At 68.8% G+C, this 23442-nt stretch carries 24 protein-coding genes and 1 pseudogene; 10 read left to right on the top strand and 15 right to left on the bottom strand.

The window, feature by feature from the left end; genetic code table 11:
- Positions 1-28: 28 nt before the first annotated feature.
- Entirely contained in the window at positions 29-1828 is a 1800-nt protein-coding gene (locus IEY68_RS07230; RefSeq protein WP_062996873.1) for a hydroxysqualene dehydroxylase, read from the bottom strand.
- Positions 1829-1841: 13 nt separating this feature from the next.
- A complete protein-coding gene (locus IEY68_RS07225) occupies positions 1842-3227 on the bottom strand; it encodes an NAD(P)/FAD-dependent oxidoreductase (protein WP_189094097.1) in 1386 nt (461 codons plus the stop codon).
- A gap of 266 nt (positions 3228-3493) precedes the next feature.
- On the opposite strand from IEY68_RS07225, the gene IEY68_RS07220 reads away from it, so the two are divergent.
- Entirely contained in the window at positions 3494-4159 is a 666-nt protein-coding gene (locus tag IEY68_RS07220) for a TetR/AcrR family transcriptional regulator (RefSeq protein WP_062996877.1), read from the top strand.
- Here IEY68_RS07220 and IEY68_RS07215 read toward each other — a convergent pair.
- On the bottom strand, positions 4114-4743 hold the full coding sequence (locus tag IEY68_RS07215) for a TetR/AcrR family transcriptional regulator (RefSeq protein ID WP_062996879.1): 630 nt from the start codon (positions 4741-4743) through the stop codon (positions 4114-4116). The genes IEY68_RS07220 and IEY68_RS07215 overlap by 46 nt on opposite strands.
- A gap of 91 nt (positions 4744-4834) precedes the next feature.
- On the opposite strand from IEY68_RS07215, the gene IEY68_RS07210 reads away from it, so the two are divergent.
- The 3 genes from IEY68_RS07210 to IEY68_RS07200 all read left to right on the top strand — a co-directional run bounded on the left by IEY68_RS07210 (position 4835) and on the right by IEY68_RS07200 (position 6806).
- Positions 4835-5302: a DUF4334 domain-containing protein gene (locus tag IEY68_RS07210; RefSeq protein ID WP_062996881.1), complete on the top strand. Its 468-nt coding sequence runs from the start codon at positions 4835-4837 to the stop codon at positions 5300-5302.
- Positions 5303-5304: 2 nt separating this feature from the next.
- The gene (locus tag IEY68_RS07205) at positions 5305-6393 is read left to right on the top strand and encodes an NAD(P)-dependent alcohol dehydrogenase (RefSeq protein ID WP_058852911.1); all 1089 of its coding nucleotides are present in this window, start codon (positions 5305-5307) and stop codon (positions 6391-6393) included.
- Between the two features lie 161 nt (positions 6394-6554).
- Positions 6555-6806, top strand: a complete 252-nt coding sequence (locus IEY68_RS07200; protein ID WP_189094096.1) for an acyl carrier protein — start codon at positions 6555-6557, stop codon at positions 6804-6806.
- Positions 6807-6879: 73 nt separating this feature from the next.
- Here the strand turns inward: IEY68_RS07200 and IEY68_RS07195 are convergent, their stop codons facing one another.
- Positions 6880-7266: a hypothetical protein gene (locus IEY68_RS07195; RefSeq protein ID WP_058852913.1), complete on the bottom strand. Its 387-nt coding sequence runs from the start codon at positions 7264-7266 to the stop codon at positions 6880-6882.
- A 358-nt stretch (positions 7267-7624) separates the two neighbouring features.
- Here IEY68_RS07195 and IEY68_RS07190 point away from each other — a divergent pair, with 358 nt between their 5' ends.
- The 4 genes from IEY68_RS07190 (at position 7625) to IEY68_RS07175 (ending at position 11553) form a co-directional block, all read left to right on the top strand.
- On the top strand, positions 7625-7936 hold the full coding sequence (locus IEY68_RS07190) for a hypothetical protein (protein ID WP_058852914.1): 312 nt from the start codon (positions 7625-7627) through the stop codon (positions 7934-7936).
- Positions 7937-8069: 133 nt separating this feature from the next.
- Complete coding sequence (locus tag IEY68_RS07185) at positions 8070-8531, top strand: hypothetical protein (RefSeq protein ID WP_058852915.1); 462 nt, start codon at positions 8070-8072, stop codon at positions 8529-8531.
- An 82-nt stretch (positions 8532-8613) separates the two neighbouring features.
- On the top strand, positions 8614-9237 hold the full coding sequence (locus IEY68_RS07180; RefSeq protein WP_058856316.1) for a DUF305 domain-containing protein: 624 nt from the start codon (positions 8614-8616) through the stop codon (positions 9235-9237).
- Between the two features lie 114 nt (positions 9238-9351).
- Positions 9352-11553: a heavy metal translocating P-type ATPase gene (locus tag IEY68_RS07175; RefSeq protein ID WP_082681560.1), complete on the top strand. Its 2202-nt coding sequence runs from the start codon at positions 9352-9354 to the stop codon at positions 11551-11553.
- An 11-nt stretch (positions 11554-11564) separates the two neighbouring features.
- Here IEY68_RS07175 and IEY68_RS07170 read toward each other — a convergent pair whose 3' ends face one another.
- From IEY68_RS07170 to IEY68_RS07145, 6 genes are all read right to left on the bottom strand, one after another.
- Positions 11565-12116 (bottom strand): TetR/AcrR family transcriptional regulator, encoded by a 552-nt coding sequence (locus IEY68_RS07170; RefSeq protein ID WP_058856315.1) that lies wholly within the window; start codon positions 12114-12116, stop codon positions 11565-11567.
- Positions 12113-12436, bottom strand: coding sequence for a DMT family transporter (locus IEY68_RS07165; RefSeq protein ID WP_058856314.1), 324 nt, complete (start codon positions 12434-12436; stop codon positions 12113-12115). The genes IEY68_RS07170 and IEY68_RS07165 overlap by 4 nt, the downstream gene beginning before the upstream one ends.
- A 245-nt stretch (positions 12437-12681) precedes the next feature.
- A complete protein-coding gene (locus IEY68_RS07160) occupies positions 12682-13344 on the bottom strand; it encodes an SRPBCC family protein (protein ID WP_058856313.1) in 663 nt (220 codons plus the stop codon).
- Positions 13341-13871 (bottom strand): (2Fe-2S)-binding protein, encoded by a 531-nt coding sequence (locus tag IEY68_RS07155; RefSeq protein ID WP_058856312.1) that lies wholly within the window; start codon positions 13869-13871, stop codon positions 13341-13343. Before IEY68_RS07155 ends, IEY68_RS07160 begins: the two co-directional genes overlap by 4 nt.
- Positions 13864-14739 carry an FAD binding domain-containing protein gene (locus IEY68_RS07150; protein ID WP_058856311.1) on the bottom strand — a complete coding sequence of 292 codons (876 nt, stop codon included), beginning with the start codon at positions 14737-14739 and terminating at the stop codon, positions 13864-13866. Before IEY68_RS07150 ends, IEY68_RS07155 begins: the two co-directional genes overlap by 8 nt.
- Positions 14736-17072, bottom strand: a complete 2337-nt coding sequence (locus IEY68_RS07145) for a xanthine dehydrogenase family protein molybdopterin-binding subunit (RefSeq protein WP_058856310.1) — start codon at positions 17070-17072, stop codon at positions 14736-14738. Before IEY68_RS07145 ends, IEY68_RS07150 begins: the two co-directional genes overlap by 4 nt.
- Positions 17073-17348: 276 nt before the next feature.
- On the opposite strand from IEY68_RS07145, the gene IEY68_RS07140 reads away from it, so the two are divergent.
- A complete protein-coding gene (locus tag IEY68_RS07140) occupies positions 17349-18524 on the top strand; it encodes an XdhC family protein (protein WP_082681570.1) in 1176 nt (391 codons plus the stop codon).
- Here IEY68_RS07140 and IEY68_RS07135 read toward each other — a convergent pair.
- The 4 genes from IEY68_RS07135 to IEY68_RS07120 all read right to left on the bottom strand — a co-directional run bounded on the left by IEY68_RS07135 (position 18455) and on the right by IEY68_RS07120 (position 21185).
- Positions 18455-19015 carry a nucleotidyltransferase family protein gene (locus tag IEY68_RS07135; RefSeq protein WP_058856309.1) on the bottom strand — a complete coding sequence of 187 codons (561 nt, stop codon included), beginning with the start codon at positions 19013-19015 and terminating at the stop codon, positions 18455-18457. The genes IEY68_RS07140 and IEY68_RS07135 overlap by 70 nt on opposite strands.
- Before the next feature lie 20 nt (positions 19016-19035).
- A complete protein-coding gene (locus IEY68_RS07130) occupies positions 19036-19641 on the bottom strand; it encodes a TetR/AcrR family transcriptional regulator (protein WP_229718646.1) in 606 nt (201 codons plus the stop codon).
- 78 nt (positions 19642-19719) lie between these two features.
- Positions 19720-20517: an ABC transporter ATP-binding protein gene (locus IEY68_RS07125; protein ID WP_058856307.1), complete on the bottom strand. Its 798-nt coding sequence runs from the start codon at positions 20515-20517 to the stop codon at positions 19720-19722.
- Entirely contained in the window at positions 20514-21185 is a 672-nt protein-coding gene (locus IEY68_RS07120; RefSeq protein ID WP_058856306.1) for a FadR/GntR family transcriptional regulator, read from the bottom strand. The genes IEY68_RS07125 and IEY68_RS07120 overlap by 4 nt, the downstream gene beginning before the upstream one ends.
- Positions 21186-21362: 177 nt before the next feature.
- On the opposite strand from IEY68_RS07120, the gene IEY68_RS07115 reads away from it, so the two are divergent.
- Positions 21363-23126 carry a 2-isopropylmalate synthase gene (locus tag IEY68_RS07115; protein WP_058856305.1) on the top strand — a complete coding sequence of 588 codons (1764 nt, stop codon included), beginning with the start codon at positions 21363-21365 and terminating at the stop codon, positions 23124-23126.
- A 39-nt stretch (positions 23127-23165) separates the two neighbouring features.
- On the opposite strand, the pseudogene IEY68_RS07110 reads toward IEY68_RS07115, so the two are convergent.
- Positions 23166-23411 (bottom strand): annotated as a pseudogene (locus IEY68_RS07110) (mycothiol transferase); the annotation flags it as partial.
- Positions 23412-23442: the final 31 nt, after the last annotated feature.

The following is a 23442-nucleotide window of genomic DNA, read 5'->3' as shown; positions in this document are numbered from 1 at the left end:
ACGCCGCCGTGTCGCGTACGGCGTGCCGCTACACATCCAGGATGTGGGGGAGCCCGGCCCGGAACCGATCCGCGTCGAGCCGCTTCGCGGGCTCGAAAGCGGGCAGCGCGACCAGCGGGAACACCGGTGCGTGCGCTGCCGGATCGTCCGCGGCGTCGATGATCGCATTGGCCGCCGACCGACCGGATTCGTTGGCGCTCTCCATGGTCGCGAGATCGATATTGCTGCGCACATGATCTCCGCCGAAGAAGAGATTCGGCACAGCGCAGTGCGCGGTCGGCCGATGATCGTAGGAACCGACGGTGTTGACCAGTAACGGGGTCTCGTTGTGGGCGGTGCCGCCGGACCAGCTGACTCCGGGATCGAGGTGCCAGGAATGGATATCCTCGTCGCGTAACCACCCGGTGCCGGTGTTCAGCCACATCTTCAACTGCGCCCACACCTCACTCGCGATTTCCTGGGCACTGCACTGTTTGGCGGGGCGGTGATGGAGAATTCCCGGAGTGTCCCAATCGGAGATATCCACCGAGAGACATTCCGCGGCGGAACCATCGCCGTACTGCGCGGGGAAATCACCCACCCACATGGGTGCCTGACGCAATGCGGTGAGCGCCCACGGTGATCCCAGCGCGGCGATATGACCCTCCGGAATCTCTGTCGGGCGGCGCAGATAGAACTGGATACCCACCATCCAGTCGGTGAGTAGTTCGCGCATTCCGGCCAGATGCGGATCGGCGGAGAGGATCTGGTCGTCGAGCAGCGGTACGGTCTTGTCGACCGGCATGGCGCAGACGTAGTGGTCGGCGATCACCGATGTCGCGATGCCGCCGTCGGTGACGGTCACCGATTCGATCCTGCCGTTCGCGTGGTGCAGCCGGCTCGCGCGCTGGCCCATCACGAACTGCACACCGCGCGAGCGCAGATAGGCCACCCACGGGTCGATCCAGGCCGTATTGGTCGGGCGGTTCAGGATCCGGTCGACCCCGCCGGAGAATTCGGGAACGAGCCCGGTGCCCGCGAGCACCAGTGCCTCGCCGATGGTCCCGATGGTGCGCGCCGAACTGAGATGGGGTTTCGCCGCGACGGTGATGCGGGTGAGCGCGTTGACCAGATATGCGCGATAGGCCGGGGATTTCCCGTCGGCGCGCATGATCTGCTCCCAGGTGAGGTATTCCCATTGCCCGAAACGGCGTTCGGGACTGGAGGTGAACCACATCAGCATCTGTTTGGCGAAGAAGGCCAATTCGTGCGGCGGCAGTTCCGGGATGAAACCGAATGCGCCGATAATGCTGTTCTGCAGGCGCTCGGGAGTGAGCTGATCGAGCGCGCCCACCTCCACCGGGGCGAAGATCGGCGGTTTGTCGCGGAATCCCGCTACCGTTCCCTCCACGCGGATCAGATTGTCGAGGACCCCGTTCGGGTTACCGGGGAAGGGAATCCGGCGCATGGTGTCGGGAATGTTCTGGTAGCAGCCGGGAAAGAAGCGAAAGCCGTGTTCACCGGGCAGATCCGCGCGGCCGCCGGCGCCGGTGCCGGGGACCGGCATACTGCGGGCCTTACCACCGAGGAAGGCGGGTTCGTAGACGGTCACCCGGAAACCGCGTTCGACGAGTTCGTGTGCGGCGGCGAGCCCGGCCATTCCGCCGCCGAAGACGGCGACCTCTTTCCCGCCGGTGCGTAGGCCCGGGGTCCGGCGGCGGGGTGCGGCCGCGGTCGCGGCGCCGCTGACCGCCGATCCGGCCGCGAGGATCGCGGCTCCGGCGACAGCACCGCGCAGAGCGGTGCGCCGGTCGATCGAGGCTGACTTCTTCGGCAGCTGATCCGACATTGTGTACTCCTGGTCAAGCGGTGGCGGTACCGGTGGAGGATGGGGGGACAGGGGGCGGAGTGCCGCGCAATGTGGTGCATGAGGTGTGGAATTCGTGTGCCGTGGCGTTGATCTCGTGCGCCAGATCGGCGAGTACCGGTCTCGGGTCGCCGCGGTGGTGCCACAGCGCACCGGCGGTGAGGCGGGCCATGCGGGCCGGGGTATAGAGCTCGGCGGGACGCCGGGTGCGGGAGAAGATGCCGGTGGTGATCGCGGCGAGGTCCAGATCTCCGGTCGCGGCCCGGTACAGTTCCACTTCCAGTGGGCTCATGTCGGTGCCGCGGGCGAGCCGGTTTGTCCAGTGGTAGATCTCGCGGCATTCGCGCACCCGGCGGCGTTCCCACGCGGCGACGGCGCGGTCGAGTCGCACCGGATCGTCGAGCACCGGTGCGACGGCCTCGGCCAGCAGGCGTCCGTAATGCAGTGCGTCGCGGATGCCCTGCGCGGTGACCGGATCCTTGAAATGACCGGCGTCGCCGGGCAGCGCCCAGCCCGGCCCGCTGGAGCGGCGGAAGTAGGAAACGATATCGGTGGCGGACCGCACCCGGCCCACCTGCTCGCAGCCACGGAGGCGTTCCCGCAACGGCGGGATCCGGTCGAGCGCGGCGGCGTAACGGCGCTCGGCGTCGCCGGGCCGTAATTTGCCGGATTCGGCGGGCGGCTGGACCAGGCTCAGCAGGAGCCCGTCGTCGCAGGGGAACGCGGTACCCAGATCGGTGCCCACCCGCCACTGGGCGGCGGTATCGCGCCATTCGGTGGACGCGTCGCGCCAGTAGGCGAAGTAGCAATTGCGGCCGCTGGGCTCGGATTCGTACGGGTCGAGAGCTCCGGCGAGTTTCGCGACGGTGCTGCGACGGCCGTCCGCGCCGATCACGAGGGCCGCGCGGATCTCGGCGGGGCGGCCGTCGGAGTCGGTATAGCGGACACCGGTGCAGCGCTCACCGTCCCAGACGAGCTCGGTGACGCGGCATTTCTCGCGGATATCGGCGCCTGCCGCGCGGGCGGTGCGCAGCACCGCGTGATCGAGTCCGGACCGGCGCACGCAGAGGGTGTAGTCGATACCGTCGACCTGCGGGAATTCGCTGGCGATCGCATGCCCGGATCCGGCGGCGTAGGCCTTGGTGAGCCGGGGCGCGCCCAACTCCGTGACGGCCTCGAGCGCATCCAGCCGGGACAGTTCCGCGACGCCTGCCGGCCACAGCAGATGGGTGGAGAGAGTGTCGGAGGGGAAACGGGCGCTGTCCAGTGCGACGACCCGGCGGCCCGCGCGCGCCAGGGTGGCCGCGGTGGCTGAACCAGCACACCGCGCGCCGACGACCACGGCATCGGCTTGCTCGACCGCGCTGGGAGAGTCAGCCATGGGTACCGCCTCGGTCATCGAGTCTCGGACACTATGTCCGATTGATGGTGCGGTCCTCGGCTCGGATTGTCAACCGTATGAGCGGCACTGTCCCGCACAGTTTTCCGTGGATTGCGACGGACCGGCTGATCGGTCTCGTATCCGTCGGCGCGAAGCCGATCGCGGCGCCGCGGCCATCGGCGGAGCGCGCGACGGGGGCACAATGGCCCCATGCACCTCGAGAGCCCATATCCACTGCACCGCACGAGCGATCCGGCGGGCGTGGGATGCCCTCGCTGACCCGGACCCCGCGGTCCGCCCGGAAACCGGACGAGGACCGCCGGGCCGAATTCGAGCAGCGGGTCCTGCGCGCCGTCGAGGACCTGCTGGCCGACGGGACTCCGTTCACCGAGGTCGCGGTACAGAAGATCGCCGCCACCGCGCAGATGGCCCGGTCCACCTTCTACCGGTATTTCCCGGACAAGAGCCAGCTGCTGATCCGGACGGCGGATCTGGCCACGGCAGATCTGTTCGAGGCCGCCGAGCGGTGGTGGGGCGCCGAGCACACCGACCGGGAAGCCGGGGTACGGCAGGCGATGAGCGCGATGATCACCGGGTTCCGGCGGCACCGCTACCTGCTACTGGCTCTGAGCGAGGTCGCCGCTTACGACCGTGATGTGGGCGCCTACTGGCGGGCGCGGGTGGCCACCTTCGTGAACCTGGTGCGGATCCGCCTGGAAGCCGACCGGGCGGCCGGCCGGGTCGCGCCGGAGCTGGAGCCCGCGGCGACCGCGCTGGTCCTGGCTGCCATGGTGGAGCGCTCTATCACTACCGCGTTCGCGGTGCACACCGGGATAAGTGACGCGGAACTGGCGGCCGCGCTGGGCCGGTCGATCTGGCTGGTCGTCTACGGTGACGCCCCGGCGGGTGGCGGCCCGGCCGCGCCCGTATGAGCGCCCGCGGTGGTGCGGTCCGGTAGGTCCGCCGGTATTGCGACCAGGCGGTGCGCGGCGAGTACTACGGCGGACCGCTGTGCTCGGATCCGCTCGGCCGGTCCGGGGCCCGCGTGTACGGCGGTGGTGCGGGCCAGTTCGGTGAGCATGCGCAACAGCATCGGTGCGCCGATATCCGCGGTGACCAGGGTCTCGCGCTGGCCGCGGCGGATTTCGGCGAGTTTGGGGTCGACAGTGCGGCGCAGTACCTGTTCGATCCGTTCGTCGGCGGGCTCCAGATCGGCCCAGGCCTGTAGCCGGGCGTTTTCCGGATGTGCCAGGAAATGGTCGAAGAGCCGGCCGACGTAGCCGGGTAGATCCTCGGCGCGCAACGCGGTCTCGGCTGTGGTCTCCCGGGTCCACTGCTCGGTGACCGCGGCGTAGAGCTCGTATTTCCCGGGGAAGTAGGCGTAGAGCCGGTCCTTGCTGGCCTGTGCCGCCGTGGCGATGCGATTGATCCGGGCGCCGGCGACACCGTATTCGGCGAATTCCGCTTTGGCGGCCGCGAGGATCCGGTCCCGGGTTGCCTGGCCTGCCGCGCGCATATCGCGAATCCTATCTTGCCGAACCGGATGGTTCGGAACTATGGTCGTTGCCGAACCAGATGGTTCGCCGAATCCAGTCGATGGGACAACTATGAGCGCGGACAAACCACGGTGGCAGCAGTTGCGGGAGCAGGCCGAGGGCGTTTCGGTGGGGGAACTCGACGATCTGTGGGCCCGGCTGCGGCCCGCCCGCGCCGAGGAGATCCTGGGCCAGTGGCGGGGCGATGCGTTCCAGACCGGTCACCCGTTGTGCCGGGCCCTGTCCAAGAGCCGCTGGTACGGCAAGACCTTCCATTCCCTCGGCGACGCGAAACCGCTCATCTGCCGCGCCGAGGACGGCACTCTGTTCTCCAACGTCGAATTGGGGCAGGGTGAGGCGACACTGTGGAACATCGAGTTCCGCGGTGAGGTCACCGCCACCATGGTCTACGACGGGCGCGCCGTATTCGACCACTTCAAATGGCTCGACGACACCACCCTGATGGGCATCATGAACGGTCGTCCGGAATTGGTGCTCGCCGACGGCCAGTACTTCTACTTCCTGCTGGAACGGGCGTAGCGATGCAGACTACGGCGGTCCTGTCCCGCGATCCGGCGGCGCCGTTCTCGGTGGAAACGGTGGACCTCGACGAGCCACGCGACAACGAGATCCTGGTCCGCATCGTCGCGGCCGGTATCTGTCACACCGACCTGGTCAATCGGGTTCTGGGCAAGCCGGACCGGCCGGTCCTGCTGGGCCACGAAGGTGCCGGGGTCGTCGAATCGGTCGGCGCGGCGGTGACCTCGGTCGCGCCCGGCGACCATGTGGTGCTGACCTTCCGGCACTGCGGGGCCTGCCCGAATTGCGCGGCCGGGCGGCCGGCCTACTGCCGGAACTCGACGGCGCTCAACCATTTCGGCCGGCGGCCCGATAGATCCGCGCGGGTCACCGTCGCGGGCCTGCCGGTGCGGGACGGCTTCTTCGGGCAGTCCAGTTTCGCCGGCTACGCACTTGCCACCGCGGATAATACGGTCGTCGTGGATCCGGCGGCCGATCTGGCCGTCGCCGCCTCGTTCGGCTGCGGCTTCCAGACCGGTGCGGGGGCGGTACTGAACGCGTTGCGGCCGGAATCCGGGGCCTGGCTGGCGATCTACGGCGCCGGCGCGGTGGGATCGGCGGCACTGCTGGCCGCCCGCACCGTGCCCGGGGTCCGGACGATCGTGGTGGAAACCGCCGCGGCGCGCCGGAAGCTGGCCCAGGAACTGGGCGCCGACGAGGTGCTCGATCCCGCCGAGATCGATACGGGCGCCGCCATCGGTGAGATCACCGGCGGCGGCGCGACGCACGCGCTGGACACCACCGGTTCGCCGAAGGTCCTCGCCGGTGCCTTCGCGGCACTGGGCACCGGCGCCACGGTCGTCGTGGTCGGGCTCGGCGGGGGTGTCCCGGAGATCGATGTGCGCGATCTGGTGCTGAGTGGCAAAACAGTTCGTGGCTGCCTGGAAGGTGACGCGGAGCCGTCCACATTCATCCCGCATCTGCTCGACCTGCACACCCGCGGTCTGCTGCCGGTGGATCGGTTGGTGACGCGCTTCCCCTACACCGAGATCGAGACGGCGCTCGCCGAACAGCATGCGGGGTCGGTGATCAAACCGGTGCTCATCTGGTAGCGGCCTGGTTCTGTTCGATGTCCGTACACTTTCGCGACGAAATCCGTTCGGATACCGAACATCCCGATGTCGTATCCGGGGTCCATTCTGCAGAGAGCCGGGCGGACAACGCCGTTCGCTCGGTGTGCCGGTTCTCCGACAGTGCAGGAAGGGCGATCGCCGTGCCCGATACCCTCCCGATCCGGGATTACGTCGCGGAATTCCTGCGCACCCATTGCGATCTGGAATTCGACGATATCCCGCCCGGAGCCACCCTGGACGACCTGGAGGTGGATTCGCTGACCGTCCTGTCGATCATCGTGCTGGTCGAGAAGGAATACGGGCTCGAGCTGCCAGAGCGGCGGGTCGCCGCGGCCCGGACGTTCGCCGAGCTCATGGATGTGCTGGGTGTGCGTATCGCCGCCGCACCCTGACGGGCGCCCCGGCCCCCGTTCGGCGCGGCCGGATTACGCGCTCCGCGCCCGATGCGGCGGACATGACAATCCGCTAGCCGTGTGAATGGATCGGTTGCGAGCCGGATTCTGCTGCCTCGGGCGGGGTGGCGCCGGATTCTCCGGGTGCGGCTTCGTCGTCGCGAGGGTGCGGCCCCACGCTGCTGCCGGTCGCGCCCGGCGTGCTCGAATCACCCTCCAGAGTCTCCGCACGATCCGTGCCCGGGATATCCCAGCCGGCGCCCCGCGGGTCCGTCTGCGGAGTGGCCACACCCGGCTCCGGAGCATTCCGGTACGGACCGAAGTGCAGGAAGAGCCCGAACGGCGATTGTGTCCCCGGAGCGGCCAGGGCCGTCGCGGGAGCCAGGGCGATAGCGGGTGCCGCGAGGCCGGCGAGACCGGCGACCGCGACCGAGATGCGCCGTGCTGTTCGTGTTCCCACGTAAACCTCCCAGGTGAGTGATCGGTTTCGTTGGTGCTGAAACAGTGGAGCAGCCCGATGCTAGCGCGGGAGCACGCCGCGCGGCGGGCGTGTCGAGGCCGTGTTGTGATGGATCGGTGATGTCGGTGCGCGGGCCCCGTTCGGCGCGCTGATCCGGATGCTGATCGAGTGCTGGATACCGCGCGCAGCGCGTGTCGCGCTCACGACACGCCGCCTCTTACCGGCCCGACCAGATGAATTCGGTGAGTCTCGCCCCATTGCGCGCCCATTTGCGCTTCAATAACCGGTCGGGTTCGGCTTTACGGAATCGGCATTCGTCGCCACCGCATATACCGGCATCCGAGAGGGGCATGACCAGATGAGCACGATCCTCACTGCACTGCACGACAGCCTTCCGGCATTGCACGACCACTACGCCGTATACGCCCAGCTGGGCGATCCCAGCCCGGAAGCGCCCCCACTGTCGGACAAGATCATTCAGATGACCAGGTACCTCACCTGGTTCGTCCTGTTGTCCGGTGTCACCTCGATCGTCTTCGGTGGTGGCAAGTTCGCCTGGGAGAAGTGGAACGGTGGGGCGCTGACGGCCCCCAAGCAGATCGCGGGCGCCATGGCCGGCGGTGCGGTGGCGACCAGCGCGGGGACGATCATGAACGCCATCATGGGCTGACTCCCGGCGAGTTCTTCCGATCGGCCGCCCGGACGAGATCGAGGAGCATATCGTCCACTCCGTCGACGCCATCTACCTGCGGCAGCGGTGTGCGGTGGAGGTTCGTCCGGCGGCCCGGTGTTGGGTTCGGGTTGTGTACTCCGGTCAGGCGGGCGCGCTGGTGCGCTGGTTGTTACCGGTCGTGCTGGCGATAGCCGTCTCGGGGATGCACCACCTGCCCGCGCGAGACGGTGGTGACACGCACCGTCCGGTCTCCAGCTCCCATCCGCTCGTGTCGGCGGCGCCTGTCTCGGATCGGGGACAGGAGCACGCCGAGACGGCGCGGTGCTGTCCGCGGTCGCCGGCTGCGATCTCGGCGGTGCCGCCCGCCGACGCTCCGGCCGGTCACGGTTCGGGTCACGAGTTGTTGCACCTGTGCCCGGCGATCCTGGTCGCGGCACTGGCCTCGGTGCTGATCGTCGCGGCGCTGGGGCGATACCTGTTCACGACGGACGCCACCCGCACGGTGGTATTCCGGCCGACGGCGCCGGCCCGGCCCCCGCCGCCTGGTCCGATCTCGCGGCGCCTGGCAGTTCTGGGCGTGTTGCGGCTGTGATCGATGCCCGCCGGGCCCGGTGTCTCCGGGTCGCGGTGCTGCCTCGTCGCACGCAACACACCCGAACTCCCAGGAGCACTCCATGATCAGCAAACCGGTGGCCGGAATCGCGTTCGCGGTCCTCACCGCTGCCGTCGTACTGACCGGCTGTGGGGACGACAACCCGGACACCTCACCGGCGACCGATACCGCGACCACGTCGCCGGTCGCCTCCGGCGCGGCGACCGAATCGGTGGCCGGTAACCACAATCAGGCCGATATCCGCTTCGCCCAGGAGATGATCCCGCATCATCGCCAAGCCGTGGAGATGGCCGCGCTGGTGCCGTCACATTCCAGTGATCCGGAGGTGAACGATCTGGCCGCGCGTATCCAGCGGGCGCAGGACCCGGAGATCGCCACCATGGCCGGATGGCTACAAGCCTGGGGTGTCGCCACGCCCGAGGGCGGCGAACACTCCGGAATGGGTCACGCAACCATGCCGGGCATGATGACCGACGAGCAGATGGCGCAGCTCGAGGCGGCGCGGGGTCCGGAATTCGACCGGATGTGGCTCACCATGATGATCGCCCATCACGAAGGCGCGGTGCGGATGGCCGATACCGAACTGGCCGAGGGCGCCAACCCGGATGCCGAGGCGCTGGCACAGCGGATCATCGATGCGCAGCAGGCCGAGATCCAGCAGATGCAGGACATGCTGAACGGCTGACCGTGTGCGGTCCGGTGTTCGTGGCGACGCGGACGCCGGACCGTTCTCCTGGTCGAGTGCTCGCAAGGGTCGGATCGCCTATTCGCATATACCCCAGAGGGGTATGGTCGAGGTATGGCGACCGAACACGGATCCGAGCATGCCCGGCACAGCGGCGTTCCCGACTCACCCGGGACGCCACACTCCGCCGGAGCGGAGGCTGCCGCAGCGCCGCACGGAATCGGTCACACCGGGATTCACGAGGCACACGGCACCTCCGGTGTGCACGGCACCTCCGGCGACCACACCGACCACACCGGCCACGACCACGCCGGGCATGCCGGGCATGCCGGGCACGGTGACGACGGCGGGCACGGTGATCACGCGGCGATGTTCGGCCGGTTGTTCCGGTGGATGTTGCTCCTGGCCGTACCTGTCGTGGCAGCCGACGCGATGTTCGCCGAGTTGGTCGGATACACCGTGCCCGGCGCGCTGGCGTGGGTGTCACCCGTACTCGGCACCGTGATGTACGTCTGGGGAGGCCGGCCGTTCCTCACCGGTGCGGTATCGGAGATCCGGGCCCGGCGCCCCGGCATGATGCTGCTCATCGCGCTCGCCATCACGGTGGCCTTTCTGGCTTCGTGGAGCGCGGTGCTCGGACTGGTCTCGCACGAACTCGATTTCTGGTGGGAACTGGCGCTGCTCATCGTGATCATGCTGCTCGGGCACTGGCTCGAGATGCGGTCGCTCGGACAGGCGTCGAGCGCCTTGGACTCGCTGGCGGCGCTGCTGCCCGATGAGGCCGAACGAGTGGGCGAGGCCGGTACCGTGGTGGTCCCTGCCGGTGATCTGATCCGGGGAGATCTGGTGATCGTGCGACCGGGCGGCCGGGTTCCCGCGGACGGCACGGTCGAATCCGGTACGGCCGATGTGGACGAGTCCATGATCACCGGGGAATCCCGTGCGGTGCGGCGGGAGCCGGGCGATCGGGTGGTCGCGGGCACGGTCAGCACCGATTCCGCGCTGCGGGTGCGGATCACCGCGGTGGGTGCCGATACCGCGCTGGCCGGGATCCAGCGGCTGGTGGCCGAGGCGCAGAACTCCTCCTCGCGGGCCCAGGTGCTCGCCGACCGGGCCGCGGGCTGGTTGTTCTGGTTCGCCTCCGGCGCGGCCGCGCTGACCGCGCTCACCTGGCTGCTGCTGGGGCAACCGGAATCCGCCGTCACCCGGACCATCACCGTGCTCGTCATCGCGTGCCCGCATGCGCTCGGGCTCGCGATTCCGCTCGTGGTCTCGCTCGCCACCGAGCGGGCCGCCCGGGCCGGGGTGCTGATCACCGATCGGCGTGCGCTCGAGGCGATGCGCACCGTCGACGCGGTCCTGTTCGACAAGACCGGCACGCTGACCGAGGGAGCCCCCGCTGTCGTGGCGGTCACCGGTACCGCGGGGTTCGACGAGAACGAAGTACTCGCACTGGCCGCCGCGGTCGAAGGCGATAGTGAGCATCCGCTCGGGCGCGCCGTCGTCACCGCGGCCGAGCGCCGGTCCCTGGACGTTCCGGCCGCTACCGGGTTCACCGCCCGCAACGGGATCGGCGTCACCGCGACGGTGGCCGGTGCGACGGCCGGGGTGGGCGGGCCCGGGTTGCTCGCCGAATACGGGATCGTGCCGCTCGCCGGAACTGCCGAGTGGTCCGCTGCCGGATCGACCGTGCTGCATATCGTCCGGGACGGTGCGGTGGTCGGCGCATTGGCGGCGGCCGACGCCGTCCGGCCCGAATCTGCGCAGGCGGTCGCGGCTCTGCACGCCCGCGGTATTCATGTCGCGATGATCACCGGCGATGCCGAGCCCGTCGCCCGGTCGGTCGCCGCCGAACTCGGGATCGACGAGGTGTTCGCCGGGGTGCTGCCCGCGGACAAGGGCGCGAAGGTCCGGCAGCTGCAGGCGGCGGGTCGTACCGTCGCGATGGTCGGCGACGGTGTCAACGACGCCCCGGCCCTGGCCCGGGCCGATGTGGGTATCGCGATCGGCGCCGGGACGGATGTGGCCATCGCCTCCGCGGGTGTCGTCCTGGCCGGTGACGATCCACGCGCGGTGCTCTCGGTGATCGAATTATCGCGTGCCACCTACCGGAAGATGATCCAGAATCTGGTCTGGGCGGCCGGCTACAACATCGTCGCCGTACCCCTGGCCGCCGGTGTGCTGGCACGGTGGCACATCACCTTGCCCATGGAGGTCGGCGCGATTCTGATGTCGGTGTCGACCGTGGTGGTCGCACTCAATGCCCAGCTCCTCCGCCGGCTGGACCTGCGTCCTGAGACCGTGCTGAGCAGCTGAGGGAGCGAGGGTCAGTGGGCGGTACGCGGTGTGATCCCGGTGAGCGCGGCGATCGGCGCGGTGAGCGCGGCGGTGTCCAGTGCCGATCCGGTCGTCAATGCGTGGAGCAGAGTGCCGTCGAGGAATATCGCGATCGCCCGGGCGGCGGCCGGGCCGGTGTGCGGAGTGAGGATGTCGACGAGGCCGTCGAACCAGACCCGCGCGGGCGGGCGCAGTTCCGGTAGCCGGGCCGCGGCGAGATAGAGCTCGTTGACGGTCAGCGGTTGGCCGGGGTGCGCGAGATACTCGGCGGTGAGTTCGGCCAGGGTCGCGGGCAGGTCCGCACTGCGGTCCAGTGCCACGGCCCAGTGTGCCAGCGCCGCGCGGGTCGCGGCGGCGGTATCGGCGAGCGCGGCCGCGGTGAGGTCGGCGAGATCGGCGAAATAGTAGGTCGTCGATCCGACCGGGACCCCGGCCTCCGCGGCGACCAGGCGATGGGTGAGCCCGGCGATCCCGTATGCCGGGATCAGGGCCCGCGCGGCATCGAGGATGCGCTGGCGGCGATGCGGGTCGCGGGGGGTCAATGCGCGCCGGCGAGATTGAGGGTGACCACCCCGGCGACGACCAGGGCGACGCCCGCGATCTTGGTGGCACTGAGTGATTCGCCGAGGAACAGCGCGCCGATGATGACGATGAGGGTGGTGCCGAGTCCGGACCAGACCGCGTAGGCGAAACCGACGTTCATCCCGCGTGCGATGGCCTGGGCGAGCAGCACGAAGGCGAGTGCGTATGCCGACAACGAGGCGACCGTGGGCCAGAGCCTGGTGAACCCTTCGGTGGCTTTGAGCAGGCTGGTGCCCACGATTTCGGCGACAATGGCCGCCCCGAGCAGCGCCAGCGACATAACCGGTCCCTCCATTTGTGTACGTTTGTACATGGACAACAGTACACAAAAGATCCCGGCTGTACCGCCGCTGAAGCGCGGAGCCCGGGTGCCGGCCACGGGATATCGGTCCGCTCACCACGCGGACGACAGTGACCGATGATCACCGCCGCGATCGGCAGAACTCGTTCACGGCGGATCGAACCGGCAGGTTCGGGTGGCGAGTGGCCGGGATGCAGGGCCGCGCCCTGAGCGGCCTTCCCTCATCACCGGTCGGTGCGGCGCCGCCTGGTGAGCAACAGCAGGAGTACCACGACCGCCGCGCCCAGACCGAGCACCAACTGCCGGTTGGTGGAGATCCCGGCGGCCGCCATCAGATCGATGGGGTCGGCCCCGGGGCGCGGGTTGAGCCGGGTCACCGAAGCAGGCCCGGTGTCCGCCGCGGTCGTTTCGGCAGCGGTTTCGGGTTCGGTGTTTCCGGGAGCCGATGCGGTGATCTCGGCCGCGAGATTGTCGGCGAAGGTACCGATGAGGCTGCCCGCCACATCAGCGAGGGCCCCGCGGCCGAACTGGGCCGGTTTGCCGGTGATCGCCAGATCGGTATCGACGAAAACATCGGTGATTCCACCGGATTCGACCAGCCGGCAGGTGATCACGGCTTTGGCGGTGCCGTTGCCACGGGTCTCGCGGCCGCCGCCCTCGAGTATCGCCACCTTCGCGGCCTCGTCCTGGGATACGACCTTGATGATGCCGTTGTAGGTGAGCCCGACCGGACCCAGTTTGACCTTGATCTTGCCGTGGAAATCGGCCCCGTCCCGGGAGGTGAGGACGGCGCCGGGGACACAGGGCGCGATCCGCTCCAGATCCAGTAGTACGGGCCAGGCGTCCTCGGCGGGGACAGGGATCTGGAAGGTGTTCTCCAGTTTCATACGCGGTCCTTGGCGTCGGCGCCGGCTGTGGCCTGCGGGTTCGCGGGTGCTTCGGTGCTGAGAGTGGTGGCGGCGTCGCGGACGGCACGGATGATGCCCTGGTAGCCGGTGCAGCGGCAGATATTGCCGGACAGGGCCTCCCGGATCTCGTCGTCGCCGGGATCGGGCGTATCCCGGAGGAAAGCGGTCGCGGAGACGACGAAACCCGGTGTGCAGAAACCGCACTGCAGGCCGTGGTGGTCGCGGAACGCCTGCTGGACGGGGGACAGGGTGCCGTCGGTATCGGCCAGACCCTCCACTGTCGTCACCTCGGCCCCGTCGGCCTGCACGGCGAAGACCAGACAGGCGCGTACCGCGGCCCCGTCCAGCAGCACCGAACAGGCGCCGCAGACACCGTGTTCGCATCCCAGATGGGTGCCGGTGAGACCGCAGGTCTCGCGGAGGTAGTCGGCCAGCGTGCGGCGCGGCGGAATCCGGTCCCGGCGCTTCACCTCGTTGACGACCACCGAGATCTCGATATCAGTCATTGCTCGCCTCCTCTACCGCGCGGGTCCAGGCCCGCGCGACCATGACCGCCCCGATCCGGCGCCGGTAGTCGGCGGAGCCGTGGATATCGGCCGGTACCGAACTCGATCCCGCGGTCACCGAATTACCGATTTCCGCGGCAGCCACCTCGGCGGCCGGGCGGCCGATCAACTCGGCTTCGATGGTGGTGGCCCGCAGCGGGGTGGGTGCCAAGCCGATGAGCCCCAGGGCGACCCGTTCGATCCGCGAATCCGCGTCCAGCCGCACCGCGACCACCGCACCGGCCATGGCGAAATCACCCGCCCGCCGAGCGAATTCCTCGATCGCGAAACCGGCCCGGCCCCGCCACACGGGGAAGGTGATCCCGGTGAGCAGTTCGTCGGGCTCCATGGCGGTACTCCACATACCGGTGAAATACTCCGCGGCCGGAATCGTCCGTTGTTCGCGCGGGGACACGGTGTGCATCTGCGCGTCGAGGGTGAGCGCCACGGCCGGGTACTCGCCGGCGGCATCGGCATGCGCGATCGCGCCGCCGATGGTGCCGCGATTGCGGATCTGGAAATGGCCGATCAGCGGCGTCGCCCGGTGCAGGAGCGGGACATCCCGGCGGATATCCGGGTCACGGCCCACGGCGGCGTGTGTGGTGCCCGCTCCGATCCATACCGCGTCACCACGGGTTTCGATACCGCGCAATTCCTCGAGTTTGCGCAGATCGACCAAGTGGTCGAAGACGGCGAGCCGCAGGGCCAGCATCGGTACCAGGCTCTGGCCGCCCGCGATGATCTTGGCTTCGTCGCCCAGTTCGGCGAGCAGTGTCACGGCCTCGTCCGCGGTGGTGGGCGCGTGGTATTCGAACGCGGCGGGTTTCATGGGGTGACCTCCGGTTTGCCGCTCGCTTCGATCATCGACACGATGCGGGCGGGGGACAGGGGGAGCCGGTCGATCTCGACGCCGAACGGCGACAGTGCGTCGGCTACGGCGTTGAGCACCGCGGGGGTCGCTCCGATGGCACCGCCTTCGCCGACACCTTTGAATCCGCCGGGTCCGGTACTCGGGGTCTCGATATGACCGAGTTCGATCTCGGGCACCTCGGTCGCGGTGGGCAGCAGATAGTCCAGGAATGTGGTGGCCACCGGATTTCCGTCGTCGTCGTAGGCGAGATGCTCGTAGAGCGCGCCGCCGATGCCCTGGACGGTGCCGCCGTAGATCTGGCCCTCCACGACATTCGGGTTGATCATCGGCCCGACGTCCTCGCTGACGACGAAACGCAGCAGGGTCACCTGACCGGTTTCGATATCGACCTCGCAGGTGCACACATGGGTGGCGTTGGCCCAGATCATCAACTGGTCGGCGCGGTGGCGGCCGGTGGCCTCCAAACCGGGCGGAACCCCGGGCGGGAGCAATTCGGTCTGGTAGTAGGCGATCTGGGCGATCTCGGCGAGCGAGAGGGACTTCTCCGAATCCGGCACCCCGGCGCGGCCGTGCGCGAACTCCACATCCTCGACGGCGACGCCGAGTTGTTTCGCCGCGATCGCGACGATCCGCTCGCGCAGGACCTGTGCGGTCTGCCTGATCGCGCCCGCTGCCATCGAGCCGGAACGGCTGCCGTTGGTGCCGCTGCCCTGCGGGGCGACCGCGGTATCGCCCTGAATGGTCTGCACGTCGGCGATATCGATACCGAGTGCGTCCGCGGTGAGCTGAATCGCCGTGGTCTCCAGGCTGTTACCCGCCGAACCGCCCGAGAGATAGACGTTGGCTTTCCCGGTCGGCGCGATCCGGATGGTCGCGCCCTCGGTGCTCAGGAAGGGGGTGGCGCCGGTGGTGGGCTCCACGTAGGTGCAGGTGCCGACGCCGAGATAGCGGCCTTCGGCGCGGGCGGCGGCCTGTTCGGCCCGGAAGGCGTCGTAGTCGAGGATCTGTAGCGCCTGCTCGAATGTTTCGCGCGGCGAGGCGTCGGAGTAGGGCATCCCGTTCGGGTTGGCGACCGGCATCTCGCTGTGGCTCAACATGTTCCGGCGCCGTAATTCCACCGGGTCCAGGCCCAGCCGCCGGGCGGCGTTGTCCAGCAGCAGTTCCCGGGAAACCGATTCGAACTGCCAGGGGCCACGATAGGCGACCCGGCCCACCGTGTTCGAGTAGTAGGACGCAGTGCTGAAACCGGATTCCGGCACCCGGTAGGGCCCGGGGAAGAGCATGCCGACCGCGATCGAGGCGGTGAGCGGTGAGGGGATCGGATAGGCGCCGACGTTCTGGACATGTTCGATGGTCGCGGCGAGGATATGTCCTTCCTCGTCGAAGGCCATGGCGACATCGCCGTGTTCGTGGCGGGCCATACCGGCCGCCATCAGGCTCTCCTGCCGGTCCTCGATCCATTTCACCGCGTGCCGCACGGTGCGGGCGGCCAGCATCACGCAGGTCTCTTCGCGCTGCGGCGCCACCTTCTGCCCGAATCCGCCGCCGGTATCGCGCACGATCACCCGGACCCGGTGTTCGTCGATCCCGAGCAGCCGGGAGCAGAAGCCGCGGACCTCGTGCGGGGACTGGGTGGAGATCCAGATCGTCATCTCACCGGTGGGCGCGGTCCATTCCGCGACCACCCCGCGGGTTTCCAGCGGTACCGGCGCGTAGGCCTGCTGATGGATGGTCTGGCGGACCACGTGCGGAGCCGCGTCCAGGACCGCCGCCAGATCCGCCGGCGCCCGGCCGGCCAGGCCACCGGCCGAATTACCGGCATGTTCGGCGTGTACGAGTTCGGTCGCGGCGGCGGCGGTTTCGTAGTCGACGACCGGTTCGAGTGGTTCGTAGTCGACGATCACCAGTTCGGCGGCGTCCTCGGCGATATAGCGGTCGGCCGCGAGCACGAGGACCACCGGGTCGCCGACGAAGCGCACCTCGCCCTCGGCCAACGGCGGCCGGGGTACCTCGGGAAAGCCGGGAGTATCCAGCGCATAGGAGATCTCGCTGACGCGGGGATTGAGATCGGCGGCGGTACAGACCGCGACGACGCCCTCGAGCGCGGCGGCCTCGGCGGTGTCGATCGCGGTGATCCGGGCACGGGCCAACGGACTGCGGACGAAGCAGGCGTGCACCATGCCGGGCCGGGTGATGTCGTCGACGAAGGTTCCGGCGCCGGTCAGCAGGCGCAGGTCTTCGATCCGGGGGACCCGGGTGCCGACGGCCGTCGTTTTCTCGGTGGTGCTCATCGTCGGCTCCGTCGCGTCGGAATGTGGTGTGGGGCGCTGCGCGCCGGCCTGATTCGACCCATCCGGCCGTTCCTCCGTTCGCGGGATGTCACGGGCACCGGCAATGCGGGCGCCCGTGATCCGGCACGCCGATGCTGAGCACTTGTTTAGCACCGGCGCGCGGACAGTGTCAATACAGGATATGCCGACTTGAAGAATTAGAATGTCGATTTTCGGAAGTGGTATTCTCGCATGTGGTCCCCGGTTTTACGGCAACGTTGCGGTGTGGAGGTGGATATGCGCGACCTGGCCACGCACCTGATCCGATGGCATGCCGAGAGTGCCTCCTACGCCTTGGCGACCGTCGTCGCGGTCCGGGGGAGCGCGCCGCTACCGCCGGGCGCGGCCATGGCCGTCGACGGATCGGGCGCGGTGCGCGGGAGTCTGTCCGGCGGCTGTGTCGAAGGCGCGGTGTACGAACTGTGCGCGCAGGTGCTGGCTTCGGGAGTGCCCGCGCGGCAGACATTCGGCTACAGCGATTCCGACGCCTTCGCGGTCGGCCTGACCTGCGGCGGTGAACTCGATATCGTCGTCGAGCCGATCACGCCGGCACGGTACCCGGTGATCGAGGCCGCGCTGAACCCCGCCGAACCCGTGGCGTTGGTCCGCGATCTCGCCACCGGCGCGATGGCCGCGGTGACGCCGCGGGTGGTGACCACGGAAGGCGAGTCCTGGCCGGATCCGGTGGTGGAGCAGACGCGCGCCCTACTTCATCAGGGTATGTCCGCGGTGCGGGTGATCGGTTGCGGCGCCTCGGCCCGCGAGGTCTTCGTCGCGGTGTTCGCCGCGCCTCCGCGCATGATCGTCTTCGGCGCGAATATCTTCGCCGCGGCACTCTGCCGGGTCGGCAAGCTGCTGGGATATCGCGTCACTGTCTGCGAGGCCCGGGCGACTTTCGCGGACCGGGCCCGGCTACCGGAGGCCGACGAGGTGGTCACCGACTGGCCCGACCGCTACCTCCGCGATACCGCGCTGGATGCGCGGACCGTCCTGTGCGTTCTCACCCACGACCCGAAATTCGATATTCCGGTGCTGGTCGAGGCGCTGCGGCGGCCGGTCGCCTATATCGGCGCCATGGGTTCACGTCGCGCGGACGCCGAACGGCGGATCCGGCTGCGCGAATCCGGGGTCACCGAGGAACAACTGGCCCGGCTGCATTCCCCGATCGGGCTGCAACTGGGTGGCCGGACACCGGAAGAGACCGCGCTGGCCATCGGCGCGGAAATCGTCGCGCTGCGTCACGGCGGGTCGGCGCGTTCATTGTCGGGCACCCAGCGACCGATCCATGCCACCGCGTCCGGGCCCCGGGAGTCCGGAGCAGGCGAACCGGTGCGCGCCGGTGATCACCGCATGAGGTCCTGTGGGGTGTCGACATCCTCGGGTGAACCCGTTCCATCGCACGGGACCTGCTGAACCAGTCCGGGGTTGGCGGCCAGGAATTTCCGGGCACCGATATCGCCGACCGCCTGCGCGGCCACGGCCGGGAAGTATTCGGCGCCGAGCAGTACCGGATGCCCGGGACGGCCGGCATAGGTGGCGATCGCCAGGCGCGCGCCGCAGGCGCGGAGCCGGTGGACCGCCTCGGCGCCCAGCCACGGCATATCGACCGGGACGACCACCGCCGCGCCTTCGCGGACCGTCTCCAGTCCGGTGATCAGCGAAGAGCCCATCCCGGTGGCCCATCGCGGGTTGTGTACCACCGTCGCTCCGGGTACTCGCAGCTCCACCGCACCGGACACCACGACCACCCGGTCGCACCCGCCGTCACGCATCAGCCGCACCGCTCGATCGACCAGCCGTTCATCCTCGAACAGCACCTCTGCCTTGGGTTTTCCGAAGCGCCGCCCGGCGCCCGCGGCGAGCACGAGCCCCGTCGCCTCCGTCGGTGCCGTGACGAGATCCATGCCGAGATCATCTCCGATGTTCAGTCCTCGGGTATATCGATTCCGAGCAGTGCCGTCTGGACCTGGTGCAGCCGGTCCACATCGCCGCGCAGACCGGTCACGTTGTCCTGATAGAGGAATGCCTCGCCGAGCCGCACCAGGGAGTAGGCGAGCAGTGATCGTTCCAGCCGGGGTGCGTAGCCGTCCTGTTCCTCGGCGCGGATGATGAGCCGCTCCACCGCGACGAGGATGCGCGGCTGGACCGGGCCGTCGCTCGAGGTGAGAATGCGCAGGCCCGCCAGCGGTTCGTTCTCGAAGTACTGCCGGAACGGCTCGTTTCCCGCCATCCACCGGTTGACCCGGTCGAGGACGCTGAGGATGCGCCGGGCGCCGGATTCGCGCCTGCGGGCGTCGGCGCGTTCGATGAGGGATTCGAATTCCCCGGCCAGGACGGCGCCCAGGACGCCGTCGCGGGAACCGAACCAGCGGTAGATGGAGGCTCGGCTCAGTTTGAGCTGGGCGGCGATCGCCTGGACGTCGACCCGTTCCCCGGCCAGGAAGGCCTGCCGGGCGAGTGCTACAACTTCTTCACGGGTGGCCGAGGCCGGGCGGCCGGGCGGTCTGGAGGTGCGGCTCGCGGTGGTCACCTTGTTATGGTACACACATTCATTCGTGTATCTAAAACGGGCGGACGACCTGGTCGCGGGCTGTCGAGTGTAGAGCGATCAGACCGGCTGGGCCAGCGGGGACCGCGCCGACCACCGGCCGCCCTCCCTGGTTACGTGTACCGGATGATCGAAAGCGGCGGAAATATATGCGGTGGTGATGGTTTCGGCGGCCGTTCCCGCGGCGACCGTGCGGCCGTTCGCGATCAGCAGCGCGTGACCGGTCGTGGTGGGAAGCTCCTCGAGATGGTGGGTCACCAGTACGGACGCGAGTTCGGGATAGGTCCGGTCCAGCGAATCGATCGTATGCAGCAACTGTTCGCGGGCGGCCACATCCAGGCCGGTGGTCGGTTCGTCGAGCAGAAGCAGGCGGGGCGCGGTGATCAGCGCGCGGGCGATGAGGGCGCGCCCCCGTTCGCCCTGGGAGAGCGTGAGCCAATTCCGTTCGGCCTTCGCGCCCATGCCCACGGCGTCGAGTGCGGCTGTCGCGGTATCGATCTGATCGGTGGTCGGAGACCAGCGCATCGGGGTGTCCACCGAACCGGTGAGTCCGGTCAGCACGACATCGCGCACTGGTAGCGGCGAGCGCAGTGGATGACGGGGATCGACATGCCCGATCGATCGCCGCAGCTTTTGCAATTCGACGCGGCCCAACTGAGCACCGAGTACGCGGACGGTACCGGTGGTCGGGTGGGTGAGCGCACCGCAGAATCCGAGCAGAGTGCTCTTGCCCGCGCCGTTCGGGCCGAGCAGGGCCCAGTGCTCACCGGCACGCACGGTCAGCGAGATGCCGTCGATGATCTGGTTGCCGTCGCGGCGGAAGGTGACGTCGGTCAGTTCCAGGACGGGTGTGCTCACGAGAAGGCCTCCTTGATGGCGCGCAGATGATCGCGGCTGAGTGCGGCCGCTGCGTCCGGGTCGCGCGCGGCGATGGCAGCGGCGAGCCGCTCGTGCGCCGCGTGGTCGGCGGGCGGGGACGGCAGCGGGCGGATGTGCAGCATATCGATCATCGCGATTCGCAGCCGGGGCAGGAAAGTATCGAACAGTTGGATGAGGATGTCGTTGTGCGCGGCCACGATGACGGCCCGGTGAAAGGCCATATCGGCATCGACGTGCGCGGGCACCGACAACCCCGGCGCCGCGCGCCCGGCCAGGGTCCGCCGGATCGTCCGTAGATCGGCGGGGGTTCGCCGGTGCGCGGCCAGGGCGGCGGCCTCGGTCTCGATGGCCATCCGGGCCTCGATCACCGTCGCGATACTCGCGCGCCGCACGACGATATCCCAGTCCTCGGTGATGTCCAGGGCCGTGACGAAGACCCCGGCACCCTGGCGGCTGTTGAGCACCCCGCGGCCCGCCAGTTCGCGGATGGCCTCCCGCAAGGTCGAACGTCCCACGCCGAGCTGGGCCGCGAGGGTGGTCTCGCCTGGTAGGCGGTGCCCGAGCGGCCATTCGCCGCCACGGATCCGCGCCAGCAGCAGTTCGGCCGTCTGCTCGGCCAGTGGATGTCGTCGTACCTGGGAAACCATGGCGAACCTCGCTACTTGTCTGAGGAGTCGTGTACAGTCTGCCATATGCCGTACCCGGAGCTTCTCCTCGACCGCCACGGCGGGGCCTGAACGATCGGCCGCCCCGCCGTGGGGTTGTCGTCGGCCGGTCACCGTCGCGGAGACGGCCGTACGCACAGGAAGTCCGGGGCACACCCCATGACCACGCAGACCCATCCCACCATCGATACTCCCGCCGGGCCGGTTCCCGGCGACGCACCGCGGTGGTACCGGCAGCGGCATTCCCAACTGCCCTCGCACCGGTACCGCGATATCTACGACCGGGTGGATGTGCCCGTCACCGAACGGCACTGGCCGCGGGCCCGGATCGACCGGGCGCCGCTGTGGGTCCCGGTGGACCTGCGCGACGGTAACCAGGCTCTGGCCGAGCCGATGGACCCGGAACGCAAGATGCGGTTCTTCACCATGCTCGTCGCCATGGGCTACAAAGAGATCGAGGTCGGTTACCCCTCGGCCTCCAAGGCCGATTTCGATTTCGTCCGGATGCTGGCCGATACCGGTGCGGTTCCGCCGGATGTGACCCCGGTGGTGTTCACCCCCGCCAGGCGCGATCTCATCGCCCGCACCGTGGACTCGGTACGCGGGATGGACAACGAGGTGGTGATCCACCTGTACACCGCTACCGCGCCCATGTGGCGGGACACCGTGCTCGGCAAGGACGCCCGCGCCGTCGGTGACCTGATCCTGGCCGGCGCCCGGGATGTCCTCGAATTCGCCGCGGACCTGCCCCGGGTGCGTTTCCAGTTCTCCCCCGAGGTGTTCAACCAGACCGAGCCCGGCTACGTGCTCGAGATCTGCGACAGCGTCACCGAGCTGTGGCAGGCCACACCGCAACGTCCGGTGACCCTGAACCTGCCGGCCACGGTGGAGATCGCCACGCCCAATGTGTACGCCGATCAGATCGAGTACATGCACCGCAATCTCGCCCGCCGGGAGAGTGTGATCCTGTCGGTGCATCCGCACAACGACCGCGGTACCGGTGTCGCCTGTGCGGAGCTGGCGGTGCTGGCCGGGGCGCAGCGGGTGGAGGGCTGCGTGTTCGGTAACGGCGAACGAACCGGGAACGTCGATATCGCGACGCTCGCGCTGAATCTGCACGCGCAGGGCGTGGATCCGATGATCGATTTCTCCGATATCGACGAGATCCGCCGTACCGTCGAATACTGTACCCGGTTGCCGATCCACCCCCGCCACCCCTATGTGGGCGATCTGGTGCACACCGCGTTCTCCGGCACCCATCAGGACGCGATCAAAAAAGGTTTCGCCGAGCATCGGGCCCGGGCCGGCGCCACCGGACGCGCCGAGCGCGAGATCGAGTGGCGCGTACCGTATCTGCCCATCGATCCCGCTGATATCGGGCGCAGCTACGACGCGGTGGTCCGGGTGAACTCACAGTCCGGCAAAGGCGGTATCGCCTATCTGCTGGCCACCGAATACGAGCTGGACCTGCCGCGCCGGCTGCAGATCGACTTCGCCGGGCGGGTACAGGGCCACGCCGACGGTACGGGAGGCGAGGTGAGTGCCGCCGAGTTGCGCTCCCTGTTCGACATGGCCTATGTCGATACCGTCGAGTCGCCGGATGTGCAGCTGAAGGATGTGCGGGTAATCGGCTCGGAGCAGGCCCCGGCTGTCGCTGTCGGGCTGGTGGTCGGCGGCCGCACCCACCACAGTGAGCACGGCGGTGCCGACCTTGTGCGCGCGGTGGTAGCCGCCCTCGCGGCGGCCGGGCGCGACATCGAGGTCTCGAGCCTGACCGGCCACCGTGTGGCCGACCACGCGATCGCCTACCTCGAGTACCGGCGCGATGGCCGGACCGGATGGTCCTGTGCGCGCGCCGATTCGGTGGAATCGGCCGGGATGGCGGCGGCGGTGCGCGCGGCGGCCGGTGTCGTTGCGGCCTGAGCGGAGCCGGGTCCAGTCGCCGGTCCGGCCGTCGATCCGTTCGCGCAGCAGATCGGCATGGCCGTTGTGGCGGGCATATTCCTCGATGGGGTGCAGATACACCCAGCGCAGGCTGTACTCGGTGCCATTGGGATGACGACAGCGGTGGTCGAGCGCGAGCTCGGCCACCGCCGCGTCGGCCGGCTGTATCTCCCGGTGGTACACGGCCAGATCGGCGGCGGGATCGGCCGATTCGACATTGCCGAAATCGCCGTCGGGGTCGTCGGACGAACAGCATCCGGTCACCGTATCGGCGGGCGCCACTTCTTTTTCTGCT

It is taken from the genome of Nocardia jinanensis (assembly GCF_014645735.1).
Classification (GTDB): domain Bacteria; phylum Actinomycetota; class Actinomycetes; order Mycobacteriales; family Mycobacteriaceae; genus Nocardia; species Nocardia jinanensis.
The sequence above is the reverse complement of the archived record's forward strand: the minus strand, read 5'-3'. Positions and strand labels throughout refer to the sequence as shown.

What these genes read in the sequence shown, in the direction of transcription:
- IEY68_RS07225 (WP_189094097.1), bottom strand. Translation starts at nt 3,227, where the DNA reads ATGGCTGACTCTCCCAGCGCGGTCGAGCAAGCCGATGCCGTGGTCGTC.
- IEY68_RS07230 (WP_062996873.1), bottom strand. Translation starts at nt 1,828, where the DNA reads ATGTCGGATCAGCTGCCGAAGAAGTCAGCCTCGATCGACCGGCGCACC.
- IEY68_RS07150 (WP_058856311.1), bottom strand. Translation starts at nt 14,739, where the DNA reads ATGAAACCCGCCGCGTTCGAATACCACGCGCCCACCACCGCGGACGAG.
- IEY68_RS07155 (WP_058856312.1), bottom strand. Translation starts at nt 13,871, where the DNA reads ATGACTGATATCGAGATCTCGGTGGTCGTCAACGAGGTGAAGCGCCGG.
- IEY68_RS07165 (WP_058856314.1), bottom strand. Translation starts at nt 12,436, where the DNA reads ATGTCGCTGGCGCTGCTCGGGGCGGCCATTGTCGCCGAAATCGTGGGC.
- IEY68_RS07205 (WP_058852911.1), top strand. Translation starts at nt 5,305, where the DNA reads ATGCAGACTACGGCGGTCCTGTCCCGCGATCCGGCGGCGCCGTTCTCG.
- IEY68_RS07120 (WP_058856306.1), bottom strand. Translation starts at nt 21,185, where the DNA reads ATGGTTTCCCAGGTACGACGACATCCACTGGCCGAGCAGACGGCCGAA.
- IEY68_RS07160 (WP_058856313.1), bottom strand. Translation starts at nt 13,344, where the DNA reads ATGAAACTGGAGAACACCTTCCAGATCCCTGTCCCCGCCGAGGACGCC.
- IEY68_RS07175 (WP_082681560.1), top strand. Translation starts at nt 9,352, where the DNA reads ATGGCGACCGAACACGGATCCGAGCATGCCCGGCACAGCGGCGTTCCC.
- IEY68_RS07115 (WP_058856305.1), top strand. Translation starts at nt 21,363, where the DNA reads ATGACCACGCAGACCCATCCCACCATCGATACTCCCGCCGGGCCGGTT.
- IEY68_RS07220 (WP_062996877.1), top strand. Translation starts at nt 3,494, where the DNA reads ATGCCCTCGCTGACCCGGACCCCGCGGTCCGCCCGGAAACCGGACGAG.
- IEY68_RS07135 (WP_058856309.1), bottom strand. Translation starts at nt 19,015, where the DNA reads ATGGATCTCGTCACGGCACCGACGGAGGCGACGGGGCTCGTGCTCGCC.
- IEY68_RS07180 (WP_058856316.1), top strand. Translation starts at nt 8,614, where the DNA reads ATGATCAGCAAACCGGTGGCCGGAATCGCGTTCGCGGTCCTCACCGCT.
- IEY68_RS07145 (WP_058856310.1), bottom strand. Translation starts at nt 17,072, where the DNA reads ATGAGCACCACCGAGAAAACGACGGCCGTCGGCACCCGGGTCCCCCGG.
- IEY68_RS07210 (WP_062996881.1), top strand. Translation starts at nt 4,835, where the DNA reads ATGAGCGCGGACAAACCACGGTGGCAGCAGTTGCGGGAGCAGGCCGAG.
- IEY68_RS07215 (WP_062996879.1), bottom strand. Translation starts at nt 4,743, where the DNA reads ATGCGCGCGGCAGGCCAGGCAACCCGGGACCGGATCCTCGCGGCCGCC.
- IEY68_RS07190 (WP_058852914.1), top strand. Translation starts at nt 7,625, where the DNA reads ATGAGCACGATCCTCACTGCACTGCACGACAGCCTTCCGGCATTGCAC.
- IEY68_RS07140 (WP_082681570.1), top strand. Translation starts at nt 17,349, where the DNA reads ATGCGCGACCTGGCCACGCACCTGATCCGATGGCATGCCGAGAGTGCC.